We start from the raw sequence: 16,784 nt of genomic DNA, 5'->3' as shown, positions 1-16,784 counted from the left end.
ACTAATGATGATGCTGTATCTGAAGAGTTCCGCTGGGTAAAGCAAATAGTAGAGCGTCTTAATCGCACCTTTCTAAATATGCAAGAAAATCCAGTGGCTTAAATGCTATTTGTTTTTAGATTTTGAGCCAGAGGTAAATACCCAGCCACCCTACGGGCTTGCCCTTGATGGCGTTACAAATAAATGCTAAAATGCTGTGAACAAGATGGTGAAATCTATCTGTTTTTGAGTTTCTTCGCCGTCGGTGACAATCTCAGAGCATTTATTTGTCATGCAGTCAAGGGTGGCGATTATAACAAACTGACTTTATCTTTGAAAAAAATAAGCAACTTCATGAGCTCTTACGAGCATTCTTTAAGCGTTATTTTTTCATAGCACACTTTACACTATCGATAATTTTATAGGCTTATAACGCTTTAAATATATTTTTCTTTTAACATGCAATATTTAATTAGTAAGGTGCATTATTGAGGGATTTAAAGAGCAACTAAAATAGAAATGATTAGATATATAATAATTATAATTCCTTATATGGATAAATATACAATAAGCATTTGTAGTATTAGTATAAATAAAAGACGTTCGAATTGTCCTTTTTGAACATACACAGTGAATTGATAATATGATAATATATATAAAAAATAATTAATAAATAGATACTAATTAATATATTAAATAGAATAAATATTAATTAAAATACATTTATATTAATAATATGATTTCTATGCTGCCATGCAGAATGCGTAATAAAAATTATATAAAGGAGGGTAAATAAATGGAAAAAAGTAAGTATGAAGTAATTTTATCCACCATGCCTGAGACAGAAAATAGAATAGAAGTATTTTTTAGACAGGCAGGTGACGGTTTTATTCAAATTGAATATGGCAGGGAACAACGGGCAGATATATTAGACTCTTTTAGAATGCTTGCTGTAGATGAATTGATAAGGGGGAAAAATATAACAGGGCTTATTGAAACTCTTCCGGGTATCAGAACAAATATGATACATTTTGATCCTATAGAAATTTCGGCAGAAAAAATAATTGATGAAATAAAAGATGCAGAAGATTCAATTACAAGTATAGAGGATATGGTGATTGATTCAAGAATTATATATCTGCCTATTGCATTTGAGGATAGTGAAACAAAAAAGGCAGTGGAAAAATACGAAAAAGAAGTTAGACCTAAAGCTCCAAATATAATCAATGGATATAATCTTGAATATATGGCTATGTGTAATGGAATTTCAGTAGATGAAATCAAAAAAATGCTGTTAAATACATATTGGTATAACAGTGGTTGTGGATTTTGGCCTGGAGGTGGATTTTTTTGGCCTATGGATCCTAGGTGTGGCATTGTAGTTCCAAAGTATAATCCGCCTAGAATTTGGACTCCTGAAGGGGCAGTGGGAATTGGAGGGCCTTGTGTATTTACCTATACTACTCCTACAGGAGGCGGATATCAACTTTTTGGAAGAACCATACCTACATTTCAGCTTAGTATGAAACATCCTCAATTTAAGGAAAGCCCATTTTTATATAAACCTTCAGGAGATAGAATTAAGTTTTATGAAATTACAGAGAAAGAATTGATAAATATATATGGGCATGTACATGATAAGACTGATTATAAATATGAAATTGAAAATGGACAAATAGTTGTAAAGGAATATCTAGAATTTTTAAAAAGAGATGATGTGGTAAAGGGAACTAAAGAGTTTCAGAAAAACAGGAGGAAGGCACAAAGAAGGCTCCTAGGCTTTAAATATTATAAAGTGAGGTGTAAAAATGATAAAGATACAAAATGGAGGAATAGAGGCTATTGTTGAGGATTGGCCAGGAAGATTGGGCTATATGGGTCTTGGAATGGCAGCAGCAGGCGCTATGGATAGCTTAGCACTTCAACTGGGTAATTTGCTCGTAGGGAATAAAGTAGGTGAGGCAGGGATAGAAATTGCAGGAGGTTATTTTCAGGCAGAATTTCAAGAGGAAATGATTATAGCTATTACTGGCACGGACATGAATTCAACTATTAATGACGAAAAAGTTAATTTATGGGAATCTATTAAAGTAAATAGGGGAGATATATTAAAATTTTCTCACTTTGGAGAATTTGGATTTAGGTCCTATATATGTGTTGCTGGAGGAATCGATGTACCTAAATATTTGGGAAGTAAATCTACCTGTGTTTTTGGTTCTTATGGTGGGTTTGAAGGCAGAAGACTGGTACCTGGGGATGAAATTAAAATAGGGAAGGCTATTAATAAACTTAGCAGTTTGGAAGGACGAAAGTTAAAACCAGAAGTAATTCCAAAGTATTCAAGGACATGGGAGTTAAGAGCTATTCCCGGTATGAATTCAGTACCAGACTATGTAACAGAAGAGGGGATGGATTATTTATTTAGTAATGAATTTAAAATTTCTTATAGTTCAAATCGTTCTGCATATAGAATTTCAGAGATACCATCTTACTTTTTTTCACGAGAGGATGGCGGAAAAGGGGGCAGTCATCCTTCAAATATTGTAGACCATGGGTATAATATGAGGGGAGCCATAAATATATGCGGAAATACTCCAATTATTTTAATTGCAGATGGTCCAACTCTTGGAGGATATATATGTGTTGCCAATGTAATTAATTCAGATTTGTGGAAAATAGGACAGGGAACTCCATCAAGAGATTATATAAAGTTAATTTACTGTACTAGGGATGAAGCTGTGCAGGCGAGAAAAGATAGAAGTAAAATGCTTACAGAAGATTCTCTATTATAAAGAATAAATGTTTATTAGGAGGAATGGATATGGAAAAAAAGGTATGTGCTCATATGCCTGGACTTGTTGCTCGTGTAGTAGTTAATGAAGGAGATAAGGTTACAAAAAATCAGGAAGTTGCAGTATTAAACTGCATGAAAGTAGAGATTCCTGTATGTGCTCAAGACGACGGTGTAGTAAAAAGTATTTTGGCAAAGGAATGGGATGAAATGGAGATAGGTACTCCTATGGTTATATTAGAGGTATAATGGAGGCATAATTATGTTTAAAAAAATTCTTATAGCAAATAGAGGAGAAATTGTAAATAGAATCATAAATACCTGTAAAAAGATGGACATAAAAACTGTAGTTGTATATTCGGAAGCGGATAAAAATGCTGTATATATAAAAAAGGCAGATGAAGCCTATAATATCGGACCGGCTAATCCAATGAAGAGTTATTTGAACATTGATGAAATAATTAAAGTGTTAAAAAGTTCAAAGGCGGATGCAGTTCACCCAGGGTATGGTTTTTTGTCAGAAAATAGTTCTTTTGCAAAGGCTATTTCAGAATTTGGCGCAACATGGATTGGACCATCTCCGAAAATACTGGAAGAAATAGAGTCCAAGTGTTATTGCAGGGAAATTGCAAATTTTGTAGGAGTACCTGTAGTTCCGGGTTCTGATAATCTAGTGAGTAATGTTGATGAAATATTGTATATAGCAAATTCTATAGGATATCCCATTCTTTTGAAATTGGATAAAGGAGGGGGAGGCAAAGGAATAGAAGTTGCTGAAAATGGTGATGATATAAAAAATATATTTCAGCGTCTCTGTCGTGTAGGAACACTTGCTTTTGCATCTTCTGACTGTTATGTAGAAAAAGCTATAAAAAATCCAAGGCATATCGAAATACAATTTATCATGGATTCTTTTGGAAAATGTATATGTCTTGGGGAAAGAGAGTGTTCTATTCAAAGAAGATACCAAAAGATTATTGAGGAATCTCCTTCTCCTGTTGTGACAGAAGAAGATAGAGAAAAATTATATAGTTATACTAAAAAATTAGCATCTAAAATGCACTATAAAGGTGCGGGCACAATGGAATTTATAAGAGATCAAAATGGAGAGTTTTATTTTATCGAAGTAAATGCAAGGCTTCAGGTAGAACATCCTGTTAGTGAGTTTGTAACTGGCCTTGATATAGTGGAAAACCAAATTAGAATTGCATATGGAGAAAAAATAAGTTTTGTCCAAGAGAATATAGTACTTAAGGGTCATTCTGTTGAATGTAGAGTATATGCAGAAGACCCTGTAAAATTTATACCTTCTCCAGGGACAGTTGAAGATATAAGTTTTCCAGATATAGATTCTGAGTATTTGAGAATTGAACATGCACTTGAAAAAGGAAGTGTGGTACCTCCCTATTATGATCCAATGCTAGCTAAAGTAATTTCATGGGGGCAAAATAGAGATGAGGCCATAAAAATATTAGTACAAGCTCTATATGATTTCAAAATTGAAGGCATTAAAACAAATATATCTATAAATTTAAATATATTAAAAAATCAGAAGTATATTTCAGGTGATTTTGATACTTCATTTATAGATACTATAAACGTTTCTAAATCTACAGTGGAGGTATAATTGTGAAAATAGATATAAATGTAGATATGGGGGAGAGTTTTGGAAGATACACATTAGGTAATGACGAAGAAGTTATGAAATATATAACATCTGCTAATATAGCCACAGGTTTCCATGCAGGTGATCCTCTAGTAATGGAAAAAACAATACAATTTGCGAAAAAATATAGTGTTGCAATTGGTGCACATGTGGGACTTAATGATAAACAGGGCTTTGGAAGAAGAGAGATCAATTTAACTAAAGAAGAACTGAGGGCAGATGTTATTTATCAACTTGGAGCTTTGGATGGATTTCTGAAAGTAAATAATTTAAAAATGCAGCATATCAAGCCCCATGGAATACTATATCGTATGGTTTCTGAATACGAGAAATATGTGGATTGTTTTTTAGATACAGTTAAAGAATATAATCCAGAACTCTACATTGTACTTCCTGGAAACACTATTGCCTTTGAAAAGGGAAAGCAGAAAAAGCTTAAAATGATTTCGGAAATACTTATTGATTTGGACTATGATGATTCAGGTAACTGGGTACTTGAAAGAACCAAAAAAGCTCGTTCTCCTAAAGAAGTTGCAGAAAGGGCACTTCTGGTAGCTAAGGATAAGAAAATTGAAACGGTAACAGGTAAATTTATAAAGGCTGATGGAATTACAGTATGTGTCCACGGTGATTCTCCTAATGCTGTTCAGGTAGTAAAAAAAATTAAAGAAGTTTTAACATCAAATGGCGTAGAATTAAGTAGTATATCAAATATATATGTTTAAAGGAGGAAGTATATGAAGGCAAAAATTCCTATAGAAATTGTAGTTGCTGTACTTGCTGCTCTTTCCTGTTTAGTTTCACTTCCTGGTTTGGGATTTCCTGTATGGGCACTATTTATAGGGTGGGCCTGGTATTTTGCATTAGGTGCAACTCCTTCCACCATGAAAAGTATATATCCTTCAATGTTACCTGGAGCCTTACTTGCGGCACTTTGCATAGTTCTTATTAATGTTTTGGGGAAAATTATGCCATCCATGCCTGCAATGATGATAGCAGTACTTATAACTGTTTTTCTACTTATGATTTGTTTGAGGATTCCCTATACTAGTTGTTCTTTATCTGCATTTAATGCTTATTCTACTACCTTTGCAGTGTTCTATGGAGGGTTCTTTCCAAAAACGGGAATACAGAGCTATGACATTTTAATAGCCTTAGTGTGGGCATTAATTGGTAATGCATTAGGACCTATTTTCGGATATTTAAGTATACTTCTTACAATACCAGCTAAAGATAAAGAATAATTAGAATGATTATTTATATAACCCAGTGATTTATAAATTACTGGGTTAAATGTTGTCTTCACTTACTTGAATAATAAATAGGATATATTTATACAAAATTTTAAAAAACACTTTCAAGGAGAAGGAAATCTTTTGTAGAATAATTTAATAAGGGGAGAGTGATATGTATGTCAAATCATTTAAAAGGAAAAGTTAACACATTTGATGGTGTGGAACTATTTTATACAAAAGATGTAGTGGATTCTGCGAAAGCTGTGGTTGTAATAGTGCATGGACTATGTGAACATTCAGGGAGATATGAATATTTTACAAAAAAGTTAAATGAGTTTAAGTATACTGTTTATAGATTTGATAATAGAGGGCATGGAAAATCGGGAGGAGAGAGGGGATATGTAGAGGATTTCCAGTATTTTTTTCAGGATGCCGATAAATTAGTAAACATGGCTAAAGGAGATAATAAAGATATACCTATTTTTATGTTTGGCCATAGTATGGGAGGATTTATTGCTGCAGGTTATGGAATAAGATATAAGAATAAATTAAAGGGACAAATATTATCTGGAGCTGCAGTTTTAGAACCTCCAGCTTTTAAGGGTTTAAAAAAGGATAATTATTTTGAAAAAAATCCGAGGGAAAAATCTCCTAATATGTTAGCTAAACTCATGTGTAGAGATAAAGCAGTGATTGAAAATTATAATAATGATCCTCTTGTACTAAGGGAAACTAATATAAAGCTTCTGGGAGAATCTTTTATAAAGGGAGCTGAATGGATTGGAGAAAATGTAAAAGGTTATGAGTATCCTTGTCTTATTCTTCATGGGGAAAAGGATAGAATAGTTAAAAATGAGGAATCCAAGTGGTTTTTTAACAATATAAGTTCAAAAGATAAGTCCATGAAAATATATCCTGAATGTTACCATGAAATATTAAGTGAAAAAGATCAAAAAGAGAATGTCATAGAAGATATACATAAATGGATAGAAGAAAGAATTTAAAAGAATTATTAGGTGGGTTTGAAATGATATTTTTACAAGTTTACAGCTTAAATGCACTTTGCATTAGGTTGGATTTTTTTATATAATGGAACTTAATCAATAATAGAAGGAAGGCGTATTATGGCAGATATAAAGTATGATATAAAAGAAACTATAGGAATTATTTCAGAATCACCAAAGGGATGGAAAAAAGAACTGAATCTAATAAGTTGGAATAATAATGCTGCTAAATTTGATATTAGAGACTGGTCACCGGAACATACAAAAATGGGTAAAGGTATTACTTTAACTAATGAAGAATTAAAGAAACTGAAGAATATATTAAATGAAGTGAAACTGTAGATAATATGAATTTACTTAAAAATTTAGGAGGAAACACCATGAATAAGTTACAGCAGATATTGGAGTATAATAGTTGTTTTGTAGAAAATAAAGAGTATAATAAATATACTACATCTAAAAAACCGGATAAAAAATTAGTGATTTTATCATGCATGGATACTAGATTGACGGAACTTCTTCCAAAAGCACTGAACTTTAAGAATGGAGATGTAAAGCTTATTAAAAATGCCGGTGCTTCTGTAATGCATCCCTTTGGCAGCATAATGAGAAGCATTGTAGTTGCTGTATATGAATTTCAGGCAGATGAAGTTCTCGTAATTGGTCATCATGATTGCGGTATGAGTAATTTGAATTCAGATAAAATTTTAGAACAGGCTATAAAACGGGGAATTGCTAGTGATGTTATAATGACTTTATCTGATGCGGGTATTGATATAAAAAGATGGCTGCAGGGGTTTAATTCTGTAGAAGAATCTGTAAAGGAAAGTGTAAATTTAATAAAAAAGCATCCTTTGATTCCAGAAGATATAAAAATTCATGGTTTAATAATGGATCCGGAGACGGGAAAGTTAGAAGTTGTAGTTAATGGATATTAAAAAATATAGAAATATATGATTGGTTAATTGAATGTTTTTTTAGCATATGTTAAATAATTTATTGTGTTTAAAAATATTTTCCCAATAAATTTTTATTATACATAATTGTAATAAATTTGAATATATAAATAATATCAAATATTATAATAAAAAAATATTGGGGAGATGAGGATTTTTATGCAGAATACTATATTGTTAAGTAAAATATCAAGAGGGCTGGATGAATGTTGTAAAAAAGAAAGAATTTCAAAGGTAAATAGTATGTCGGTTATTGTAAATAAACACAGTTGTATTAATTCTAATAATTTATTTGAATATCTTAAAAATTATAATGAAAATTTAATAGATATTTGTACGGAAATAAAAATTGAAATTGGAGATTTGCCAGATGAAACGGCTATTATTAGAAATATAGAAGGAGATTTAATTAAAGAATAGTTAAGCTTTCTTGTATTTAATTTGAAATGAATTTTTTTAATGTGAAAGATTCCTGTTAATATTATCATGGGAATCTTTTCCTTTAAAATGTATTGGAAATGAATGGCTATTTTAATCAAGTTAAAGACTTAAAAATATAAATAATTACCTTAAAAATTATATTGATATTAATCAATCATAAATGTTATAATATAAGAAATTATGACTATAATTGTTATTTAATAGCACTTATTTATGACTATAATTTTATTTGAAGTTAGTCTTTTTAGGCATTTTTATTGTTAAAACATATAAAATAATGGTATTTAGTAAGGGCATATGAAAAACGATTATGAAAAAACTAGGTTATAGAAGGGAAGATACTATGGAAATTGTAGATAGGCGCAATAAGATTGTCGCAAGGATGGCAATTTTTATTTGCGCTTTACTTATTGTATATTTAGTTGGGTCAGTGTATTTTATGAAGCACTTATATTTTGGTTCTAAGATTAATGGTAGGGATGTATCAGGTAAAACAGTAGAACAAGTCAAGAAACAGATGGCAGCGGATTTGAATACATATACCTTGAATATTAAGGAGAAAAATGGTAAAAAGGAACAAATTAGAGCAAAGGATATTGATTTGAAATATAAGTCATATGAACAATTTCAAAATTTTAAAGATAAACAAAATCCTTTCAAGTGGGTAGTGGCATTTTTCAGTACAGAGAATTCTAATATGACAGCAGATATTTCATACGACAAAGAGCAGTTAACAAAACAGGTGGACAACTTATCTTGCCTTACAGGCAGCAATATAATTGAGCCTAAAGAGCCTAGCTTTAAGTATGCAGGTAATTCCTTTGTTATTGTAGAGCGAGTAAATGGTAATAAAGTAGACAAAGATCTTTTATTAAAATGTACAAAAGACGCCGTAGCCAAAATGGAATCAACAATAGACTTAGAAGCTGCTAATTGTTATATAACTCCAAAATATACTTCAAAATCTAAGGAGGTTATAAAAGCCAGGGATATGCTGAACAAATATGTAGCTTCAAAGGTCACTTATACTTTTGGAGATAGTAAAGAAGTTTTAGATGGATCCACAATTAATAAATGGTTTGTAGTAGATGACAATTTTAATATTACACTTGATGAAGAAAAGGTAGATGAGTATATAGAATCACTTGCCAATACTTATGATACTGTTGGTATAACAAGAAACTTTCGTACATCATCGGGAAATACTTTAAATGTCAGTGGCGGAAGCTATGGTTGGCAAATTAATGTACACAAAGAAGTACAGGATTTAATTGCAGCAATAAAACAAGGACAAACTATAACGAAAGAACCAGCATATACCCAAACAGCAGTTTCTCACGGCAGTAATGATATTGGAAATACATATGTAGAGATAGATATGGGAAGTCAGCATATGTGGTTCTATAAAAATGGTTCCTTGATAGTAGAGGGGGATGTTGTTACAGGTAATGTAAGTTTAAATACTGCAACACCTGGAGGAATTTATAAATTAGAGTATAAGGAAAAAAATGCTACTTTAAAAGGGCAGGATTATAACTCACCTGTTAGTTTCTGGATGCCGTTTAATGGAGGCATTGGAATTCATGATGCAAGTTGGAGAACTTCCTTTGGAGGGCAAATTTACAAGACAAATGGTTCTCATGGTTGTGTAAATTCACCCTATGGTTTAGCACAGACCATATTTCGTAATATTGAAGTAGGTACTCCTATTGTATGTTATTATTAGATGTTTTTTAGAATATAAAAGATTCCCTGATTTACACCATGGGAATCTTTTTATTGTAATAATATTTCTATTCTGGATGATTTGATTTAATGTGGGATATTGTATTGGTTCTTAAAGAGGCATTAAAATAAATACCTGCCAATTGTTTAAAATCCGGTCTTGTAACAGAATCTAATAGATATGCTGAATGTGTTGCACCTATAATACGACGTTTATTTAATGCTGTTATTATTTCGTCGGCAGTTCTTATGCCTATTCCGTGGCCATAATATTTCCCATTTCCCAGTACAATTACATTTTCACCCTGCCACTCCGGAGTTAAGGGATTTACTTCAGGATTTTTAAAGTATCTGCAATCTCCTGGTAGATAGTCCTTAACTTCAGCAAAAACATTTAAGGAAAGATTTTGATCTGTATTTTGCCAATCCATTAAATATATATTTTTAAAAGTAGAATCAAAAATTTTTTCATGGAAGGAATCAAGACATCCTTTATAGTATACTATGACTATTGCCGTAGCACATTCTGTGCCATATTTGCTGCTGTTTTTATAAATATCGTCAATAGCAGCAGAAGCCCTTACTCTTTCCTTTAATAGAAAGCCACCTTGTCTTGTTCTTTCCCAGTACTCAGGATTGCATATGGACTTACGAAAAGTGCGAAAACGAAATTTGCTCATACTTAATTTTATGGATGCATCTACAATATTTTTTCTTAAACCTAGTTCGAATTTCAATTCCTCTATGGAATTATAATGATAAGTTTGGCTGCTGGAGGAAAGCTCATTGAGAATATATCTTTCTATACTGTTATGGCTATATTTGGATATTATTGAATTTACATCAAAATTATTGTCTGAAATTTTAATCATTAAAATACTCCTATTCTAGCAATTTTTATTTGTTTTTCAAGAGAGTATTCACACCATATATGCCATAAATATATGTTTTTACAATGTATTTTGAAGGAAAAATTTGCAAGCAGCACCTTGGTATTATAATTCAGTTTTTTGAACTGGTTCAATAGATTAGATTCTTTTTCTGATGGGGAACATAAGGTTTTCCCTGTATTAGGGGAGATACTTTTACATAAATACTTACCTTCAAGAACTATTTTATAAGGTTTTGGATTTGTGGTTTGGTGAAAACTTTCACCAGTATATTCTAGAAATGCACTATTTTCTTTCATCCAATTTAAAAAGAGAGTGTATTTCTTTTCCTTGCTGGCAACTTTATCTATTCCGGGTATAAAGTTCAACAATTTAGATGCTATTTTAACATCTTCTATACTAGAAGATAGAAGACGTTCTCCAATAATATTCAAACTTTTTGGATTGGCACATTCAAAGAACCCCCATACCAGATCATGTATGAAAAATCCTTTTTTATATCTATGAAAAATCATGTTCGCCATAATAGGCAGAAGAGAAGTATCTCTATAAACTTTTGTTAGAAGTATGGAGGTAATGTCTAAAACTTCATCGTATTCATCACTTATGCCATCATCGTAAAATCCAGTTTCAAGTATCCATTTAAGAACTGAATGGATTATTTCTATATAATCAAAGGATATTTGTTCTGAGGCTAAATCATATTTTTTATCTGTTAGTATTTCTTTTATAATTAAAAGTGCTGCTTTATTTTTTCCTGTTAAACTGTTAAATAGGTTATTTTGTTGAAGTATTTCTTTAAGAATAAATAAAATATTAAATCCTAAATGTTTATCATTGATAAATTCTAGTGATTTTTTAAAATTTTTTTTAGATAATTGAAAGAAAAAATTTTTCAATTCCTCTATTCCCTTGTCAATCCTAATTTTATCTAAAAAACTTAAGGCATTTGGATCTAAATTATACATGGATTTGTATATCTCCTTAATATATCTATCCATACATATTTATTTTTATAGATATAATTTATACTAGAATTTGATGAATTTTTTTAAGATTATTTTAGTAATCCTAAAAACATATTTTCATGCTCTTTTTCCTCTTTTATAATAATGGATATTACTTTATAAATCCTGTTATTTATATCATTTATGTTTTGTAGTAATCTACCTTGAATGTTTAAAAGTAGTGCCACATTATTTCTTTCAAACTCTATGGCAAATTCAACTAGGCTCCTTGGAGTATTTACTTTAGGTATTTTTATATTTTTTTTAAATTCAAATAAAAGTCCTGAAATTTTATCGTAAAAGTAAAAATCTATAGAATCATCTAGTTTACCCTTTAGGCTCTGTGACAAATTTTCATAGTATTCAATGTGCTTCTGTTCTTGTTTTGCAATGGTTTTAGCCAGTATACTTATTTTTGGGGATTCATTTTTAAAGTTTCTTTCTATTTTTGAGTATAGTTTTAAGGAAATATTTTCAATATCAATAAGGCTTTGAATCAGATCAAATATTTTATAGGACATATTATTCAACTCCTGTTAAGTGATTTTAATATATTAGTGCAATTTTATATTTTAGAGAATTATTTTTAGGATTTTTAATAGTAACTTCTTCACTTTCTTGTAGATGTAAATTATATCATATATTATGGAAATTAAATACGAAATTGTTTTCTTTAGTTTGGACAAAATCTAGAAAAAGTATTAAAAACTAAATTATAATAATAAAAAGGAGGTAATATGAAATGAAACTATCTACTCATAATGAAATAATTAGCAGATCTTTTAATAGATGTATTAAATACCATGTTGAAAAGGGTATATCAAAGCCTAAAAGAATATTTAAGAGAAAAGAATTAGAGAAAATAACAAATAAAAATAGTGAAGTCATAAAAATAGCCAGACCATTTATGGAGATACTTTATGATTTTTTAAACAAGTCAGGTTTTTCATTGTATCTTGGAGATAAAAACGGAGTTGTATTAACCATTATAGGAGATAAGGATATAGTAACAGAACAAGGAAATGCTGGAATAGTAGAAGGTGCTGATATGAGTGAGAAAAGTGCAGGTACAAATGCAATGGGAATTGCTATTTTTGAAGATTTATCAGTTCAAATTTCAGGTGAAGAACATTTTATAGATATTTTTCAGGGATATACCTGTTGTGCTTCTGTTATACATAATGAACAAGGAGATATAATAGGGTGTTTGAATCTAACTGGAAAATGTCAGTTGGCTCATCCCCATACATTAGGATTAGTTGTATCTGCGGTAAAATTTATTGAAAATGACTTAAAATTAAATAAATCTCAAAATGAATTATTTAAAGCATATCAATATCTAAATGGAATTATGAACTCTATAGATTTTGGAATTTTTGCTGTAGATAATAATGGAATGGTTAAAGCTATAAATGATAGTGCTTGTAGTATGCTTGGAATAGATAGAAGATATATTATAGATAAAAATGTAGACAGTGTTCTTTATAATTGGCAATATATACTTGATGAACTGAGATCAGGAAATGTATATAAGGACAAGGAAATTTTGTACTCAGATAAAAAAAAGAGATTCAGTCTCAATGTATATCCTATAAAGGATAAAAATGATGATATTACAGGAATGGTAGTTACATTTAAGGATATTCAAAATATATATAATTTGGTTAATAAGTATATAAGCGGATCTGTTACGTATACATTTGACGATATAATTGCTAAGAGTGAAAAAATGATAAATTTGAAAGAACAGTTAAAAAATATATCTAATAGTCCCTCTACGGTGTTAGTTCAAGGAGAAAGTGGTACGGGAAAAGAACTTATTGCACAATCCATCCATAATAATAGTGATAGAAAGAACAAAAGTTTTATAGCAATAAATTGTGGTGCCATACCAAAGAACTTAATAGAGAGCGAATTATTTGGATATGAGGAGGGGGCATTTACAGGAGCAAAACATGGAGGGCGTGCAGGAAAATTTGAGCTTGCAAATGGGGGAACTTTATTTTTAGATGAAATTGGGGAAATGCCTTTGGATATGCAAGTAAATCTTTTGAGGGTTCTTCAGGAAAATTGTGTTACCAGAATAGGTGGAAATAGATGTATAAAAGTAGATGTGAGAATAATTGCAGCTACCAATAAAAATCTAAGGAAAGAAATAAAAAGAGGAAATTTTCGTGAAGATTTATATTACAGGTTAAATGTAATTCCTATATATGTGCCGCCTCTAAGAGAAAGAGATATGGATATAAAAATACTTATAGATTATTTTTTGGAGATAAAAGCTTTTAAGCTTAAGAAACCTGTTCCAAGGATAAAGCCTTATGTATATGAAAAGCTCTTAAGCTATAATTGGCCTGGAAATGTAAGGGAATTAGAAAATTGCATTGAAAATATTGTGAATATGAATGGAAGTACATCTTTTTACTTTCAAGATAATTTTTCAGATAATAAACAAAATAACTTGTATAATAAGAGTTTTACATATGATATGTGTTCTTTAGAGGAATGGGAAAAAAGAGCAATAATAAATTGTGTAAATAATTGTGAAGGTAACATATCAAAGGCTTCTAAAATTTTGGGCATAAATAGAAGTACATTATATACAAAGATGAAAAAATATGAAATTAATTTTTGATAAAATGTATAAAAAAACAACATTGTTGTAAAAAACAACGTTTTTTAGATGAATAATGTTGTTTTTTACAACAGTTTTTTTAATGCTTATTATACCATTTATAACATATATGCTTATATCAACTCTTCTTGCAGGGAGAAATTAATTGGCATGGTATTTGCTAATATATTTAATTTATAAAATATAATTTTTAGAAATTTATCTTAATATAAATTTTATAATGAGGAGGAAAGTAATGGGGAGATTTACTTTGCCCAGGGATATTTATTTTGGTGAAAATTCCCTGGAAAATTTAAAAAATTTAGATGGAAATAGAGCAGTAGTTGTTGTCGGTGGAGGATCCATGAAAAGGTTTGGATTCCTAGCTAAAGTTGAGGGGTACTTAAAAGAAGCAGGTATTGAAGTTAAATTGATAGAAGGTGTTGAACCGGATCCATCTGTTGAGACTGTTATGAATGGTGCTAAAGTAATGAGAGACTTTAATCCAGATTGGATAGTATCTATAGGAGGTGGATCACCTATAGATGCGGCTAAAGCAATGTGGATATTCTATGAATACCCTGATTTTACATTTGAAAAGGCAGTAGTCCCTTTTGGGATTCCTAAATTAAGGAGAAAAGCACAATTTGTTGCTATACCTTCTACAAGTGGAACAGCAACTGAAGTAACAGCATTTTCTGTAATAACTGATTATAAATCTAAAATTAAGTATCCTCTTGCAGATTTCAATCTTACACCTGATGTGGCCATAATAGATCCAGTACTTGCAGAAACAATGCCAGAAAAGCTTACAGCACATACTGGAATGGATGCACTCACCCATGCAATAGAGGCATATGTTGCAAGCTTGCATTCGGATTTTTCAGATCCACTTGCCATGCATGCCATAATTATGATTCATAAGTATCTATTGAAATCTTATGAAGGGGATAAGGAAGCTAGAGGCCATATGCATATAGCTCAGTGCCTTGCTGGAATGGCATTTTCAAATGCACTTCTTGGAATAACTCACAGTATAGCTCATAAGACTGGTGCGGTATTTCACATACCTCATGGATGCGCAAATGCTATATATTTGCCTTATGTTATAGATTTTAACAGGAAAGTTTGTTCAGAAAAGTATGCTGAAATAGCTAAAAGGCTCAATCTTTCAGGAAATAATGAGAATGAATTGATAGATTCATTAGCTGAAATGATTCGTGATATGAATAAAAAGATGAATATTCCTCTTTCGATAAAGGAGTATGGTATAAGTGAAATCGATTTTAATCAAAATTTAGATTTTATAGCCCATAATGCTATAATGGATGCTTGTACTGGATCGAATCCTCGAAAAGTAACAGAAGAAGAGATGAAAAAACTTTTACAGTGTATGTATAATGGACAAAAAGTAAATTTTTAATCCAAGGTACTAAATTGGATTTTTATAATAAAATGGTTTATATATCTTGATGTACAGGTAGTATATGATATAATTAAAAAAGAAAAAATGATTACTACTTTTTGTGATATGGGGTAAATAGCCATGATGTGTACACATAAATATGATAAAGAATTAAAGGCTGATTGTAAAAAATGTTTCGGGCTATGTTGTGTAGCACTTTATTTTTCAGTTTTAGAGGGTTTTCCAAAAGATAAAGATGCGGGTAAACCTTGTGTGAATTTACGTCCGGATTTTACTTGTGCTGTTCATAAAGAACTTGCAATCAGGGGACTTAAAGGCTGTACAGCCTACGAATGTCTTGGTGCAGGACAGAAGGTATCACAAATTACTTTTAAAGGCTATAATTGGCTTAATAATCCAGAATGTGCCAGTGAAATGTTTGAGATATTTTTAATTATGCGGCAACTTCATGAAATGCTGTGGTATCTTACAGAAGCATTTGTTCTTCAAAGAGATCGTCATGCTAAAGAGGAGATAAATTCATTAATAGATAATACTGAACAAATTACCCTTCTTGATAGTAAGACTCTGCTAACATTTGATATAGCAGCTCATAGAAGTGAAGTTAATATATGGCTTAAGAATACCAGCAATTTGGTGCGTGGTAAGTGCAGTAGAAAAAAGAATGTTAACTTGAAAAATGGAAAGGCTCATTCTCTTAAGTCGGATTATTTTGGTTATGATCTTAGGAAAACCAATCTTAGAGGTGCTGATTTAAGAGGAGCGTGTCTTATTGCAGCAAATATTAGCGGAGTAGACTTAAGTTGGGCTGATTTAATTGGGGCTGATTTAAGGGATGCAGATCTTAGTGGAACTAATCTGAAAAATAGTATTTTTCTGACTCAAGCTCAGCTAAATACAGCTAAGGGAGATTTACACACAAAGTTACCGATGAGGATAGTTCGCCCCGTTCATTGGTTAAAGTAGCTATTTTATAAATATACTAGAAGAGTAAAAATAATTTTATAGAATTATTCTTACTCTTTAAAATTTATACTGTTTTAAGATTCT

The 16,784-nt window shown here is 30.8% G+C and carries 17 protein-coding genes; 14 read left to right on the top strand and 3 right to left on the bottom strand.

What is annotated here, in order from left to right:
- Positions 1–775 precede the first annotated feature (775 nt).
- The 11 genes from V7Q02_RS12690 (at position 776) to V7Q02_RS12640 (ending at position 9,798) form a co-directional block, all read left to right on the top strand.
- On the top strand, positions 776–1,828 hold the full coding sequence (locus V7Q02_RS12690; protein ID WP_333861397.1) for a 5-oxoprolinase subunit B family protein: 1,053 nt from the start codon (positions 776–778) through the stop codon (positions 1,826–1,828).
- Positions 1,788–2,771 carry a biotin-dependent carboxyltransferase family protein gene (locus tag V7Q02_RS12685; protein WP_333861396.1) on the top strand — a complete coding sequence of 328 codons (984 nt, stop codon included), beginning with the start codon at positions 1,788–1,790 and terminating at the stop codon, positions 2,769–2,771. The genes V7Q02_RS12690 and V7Q02_RS12685 overlap by 41 nt, the downstream gene beginning before the upstream one ends.
- Positions 2,772–2,800: 29 nt before the next feature.
- Complete coding sequence (locus V7Q02_RS12680; protein ID WP_333861395.1) at positions 2,801–3,019, top strand: acetyl-CoA carboxylase biotin carboxyl carrier protein subunit; 219 nt, start codon at positions 2,801–2,803, stop codon at positions 3,017–3,019.
- Between the two features lie 13 nt (positions 3,020–3,032).
- The gene (locus tag V7Q02_RS12675) at positions 3,033–4,397 is read left to right on the top strand and encodes an acetyl-CoA carboxylase biotin carboxylase subunit (RefSeq protein ID WP_333861394.1); all 1,365 of its coding nucleotides are present in this window, start codon (positions 3,033–3,035) and stop codon (positions 4,395–4,397) included.
- A gap of 2 nt (positions 4,398–4,399) precedes the next feature.
- A complete protein-coding gene (locus tag V7Q02_RS12670) occupies positions 4,400–5,161 on the top strand; it encodes a 5-oxoprolinase subunit PxpA (RefSeq protein WP_333861393.1) in 762 nt (253 codons plus the stop codon).
- A 12-nt stretch (positions 5,162–5,173) separates the two neighbouring features.
- A complete protein-coding gene (locus tag V7Q02_RS12665; protein ID WP_333861391.1) occupies positions 5,174–5,680 on the top strand; it encodes a DUF1097 domain-containing protein in 507 nt (168 codons plus the stop codon).
- A 167-nt stretch (positions 5,681–5,847) separates the two neighbouring features.
- Positions 5,848–6,675 carry an alpha/beta hydrolase gene (locus V7Q02_RS12660; RefSeq protein WP_333861390.1) on the top strand — a complete coding sequence of 276 codons (828 nt, stop codon included), beginning with the start codon at positions 5,848–5,850 and terminating at the stop codon, positions 6,673–6,675.
- Between the two features lie 120 nt (positions 6,676–6,795).
- Positions 6,796–7,017 carry a YdbC family protein gene (locus V7Q02_RS12655; RefSeq protein WP_333861389.1) on the top strand — a complete coding sequence of 74 codons (222 nt, stop codon included), beginning with the start codon at positions 6,796–6,798 and terminating at the stop codon, positions 7,015–7,017.
- A 38-nt stretch (positions 7,018–7,055) separates the two neighbouring features.
- Complete coding sequence (locus V7Q02_RS12650) at positions 7,056–7,613, top strand: beta-class carbonic anhydrase (RefSeq protein WP_333861387.1); 558 nt, start codon at positions 7,056–7,058, stop codon at positions 7,611–7,613.
- Positions 7,614–7,790: 177 nt separating this feature from the next.
- Positions 7,791–8,051, top strand: coding sequence for a hypothetical protein (locus V7Q02_RS12645; RefSeq protein WP_333861386.1), 261 nt, complete (start codon positions 7,791–7,793; stop codon positions 8,049–8,051).
- Between the two features lie 331 nt (positions 8,052–8,382).
- Entirely contained in the window at positions 8,383–9,798 is a 1,416-nt protein-coding gene (locus tag V7Q02_RS12640; protein WP_333861384.1) for a L,D-transpeptidase family protein, read from the top strand.
- Between the two features lie 67 nt (positions 9,799–9,865).
- Here V7Q02_RS12640 and V7Q02_RS12635 read toward each other — a convergent pair whose 3' ends face one another.
- The 3 genes from V7Q02_RS12635 to V7Q02_RS12625 form a co-directional block, all read right to left on the bottom strand.
- Positions 9,866–10,669 carry a protein-glutamine gamma-glutamyltransferase gene (locus tag V7Q02_RS12635; protein WP_333861383.1) on the bottom strand — a complete coding sequence of 268 codons (804 nt, stop codon included), beginning with the start codon at positions 10,667–10,669 and terminating at the stop codon, positions 9,866–9,868.
- Complete coding sequence (locus V7Q02_RS12630) at positions 10,669–11,655, bottom strand: hypothetical protein (RefSeq protein ID WP_333861401.1); 987 nt, start codon at positions 11,653–11,655, stop codon at positions 10,669–10,671. Before V7Q02_RS12630 ends, V7Q02_RS12635 begins: the two co-directional genes overlap by 1 nt.
- A gap of 89 nt (positions 11,656–11,744) precedes the next feature.
- The gene (locus V7Q02_RS12625; RefSeq protein WP_333861382.1) at positions 11,745–12,215 is read right to left on the bottom strand and encodes a ferritin family protein; all 471 of its coding nucleotides are present in this window, start codon (positions 12,213–12,215) and stop codon (positions 11,745–11,747) included.
- 221 nt (positions 12,216–12,436) lie between these two features.
- On the opposite strand from V7Q02_RS12625, the gene V7Q02_RS12620 reads away from it, so the two are divergent.
- The 3 genes from V7Q02_RS12620 to V7Q02_RS12610 all read left to right on the top strand — a co-directional run bounded on the left by V7Q02_RS12620 (position 12,437) and on the right by V7Q02_RS12610 (position 16,700).
- On the top strand, positions 12,437–14,329 hold the full coding sequence (locus V7Q02_RS12620) for a sigma-54-dependent Fis family transcriptional regulator (protein WP_333861381.1): 1,893 nt from the start codon (positions 12,437–12,439) through the stop codon (positions 14,327–14,329).
- A gap of 235 nt (positions 14,330–14,564) precedes the next feature.
- Positions 14,565–15,731 (top strand): iron-containing alcohol dehydrogenase, encoded by a 1,167-nt coding sequence (locus tag V7Q02_RS12615; RefSeq protein WP_333861380.1) that lies wholly within the window; start codon positions 14,565–14,567, stop codon positions 15,729–15,731.
- A 123-nt stretch (positions 15,732–15,854) separates the two neighbouring features.
- Positions 15,855–16,700, top strand: a complete 846-nt coding sequence (locus V7Q02_RS12610) for a pentapeptide repeat-containing protein (protein ID WP_333861379.1) — start codon at positions 15,855–15,857, stop codon at positions 16,698–16,700.
- Positions 16,701–16,784: the final 84 nt, after the last annotated feature.

This window comes from Clostridium sp., assembly GCF_036781005.1.
Lineage (GTDB): Bacteria > Bacillota > Clostridia > Clostridiales > Clostridiaceae > Clostridium_B.
Note: the sequence above shows the minus strand (reverse complement) of the source record. Positions and strands in the feature narration are given on the sequence as shown.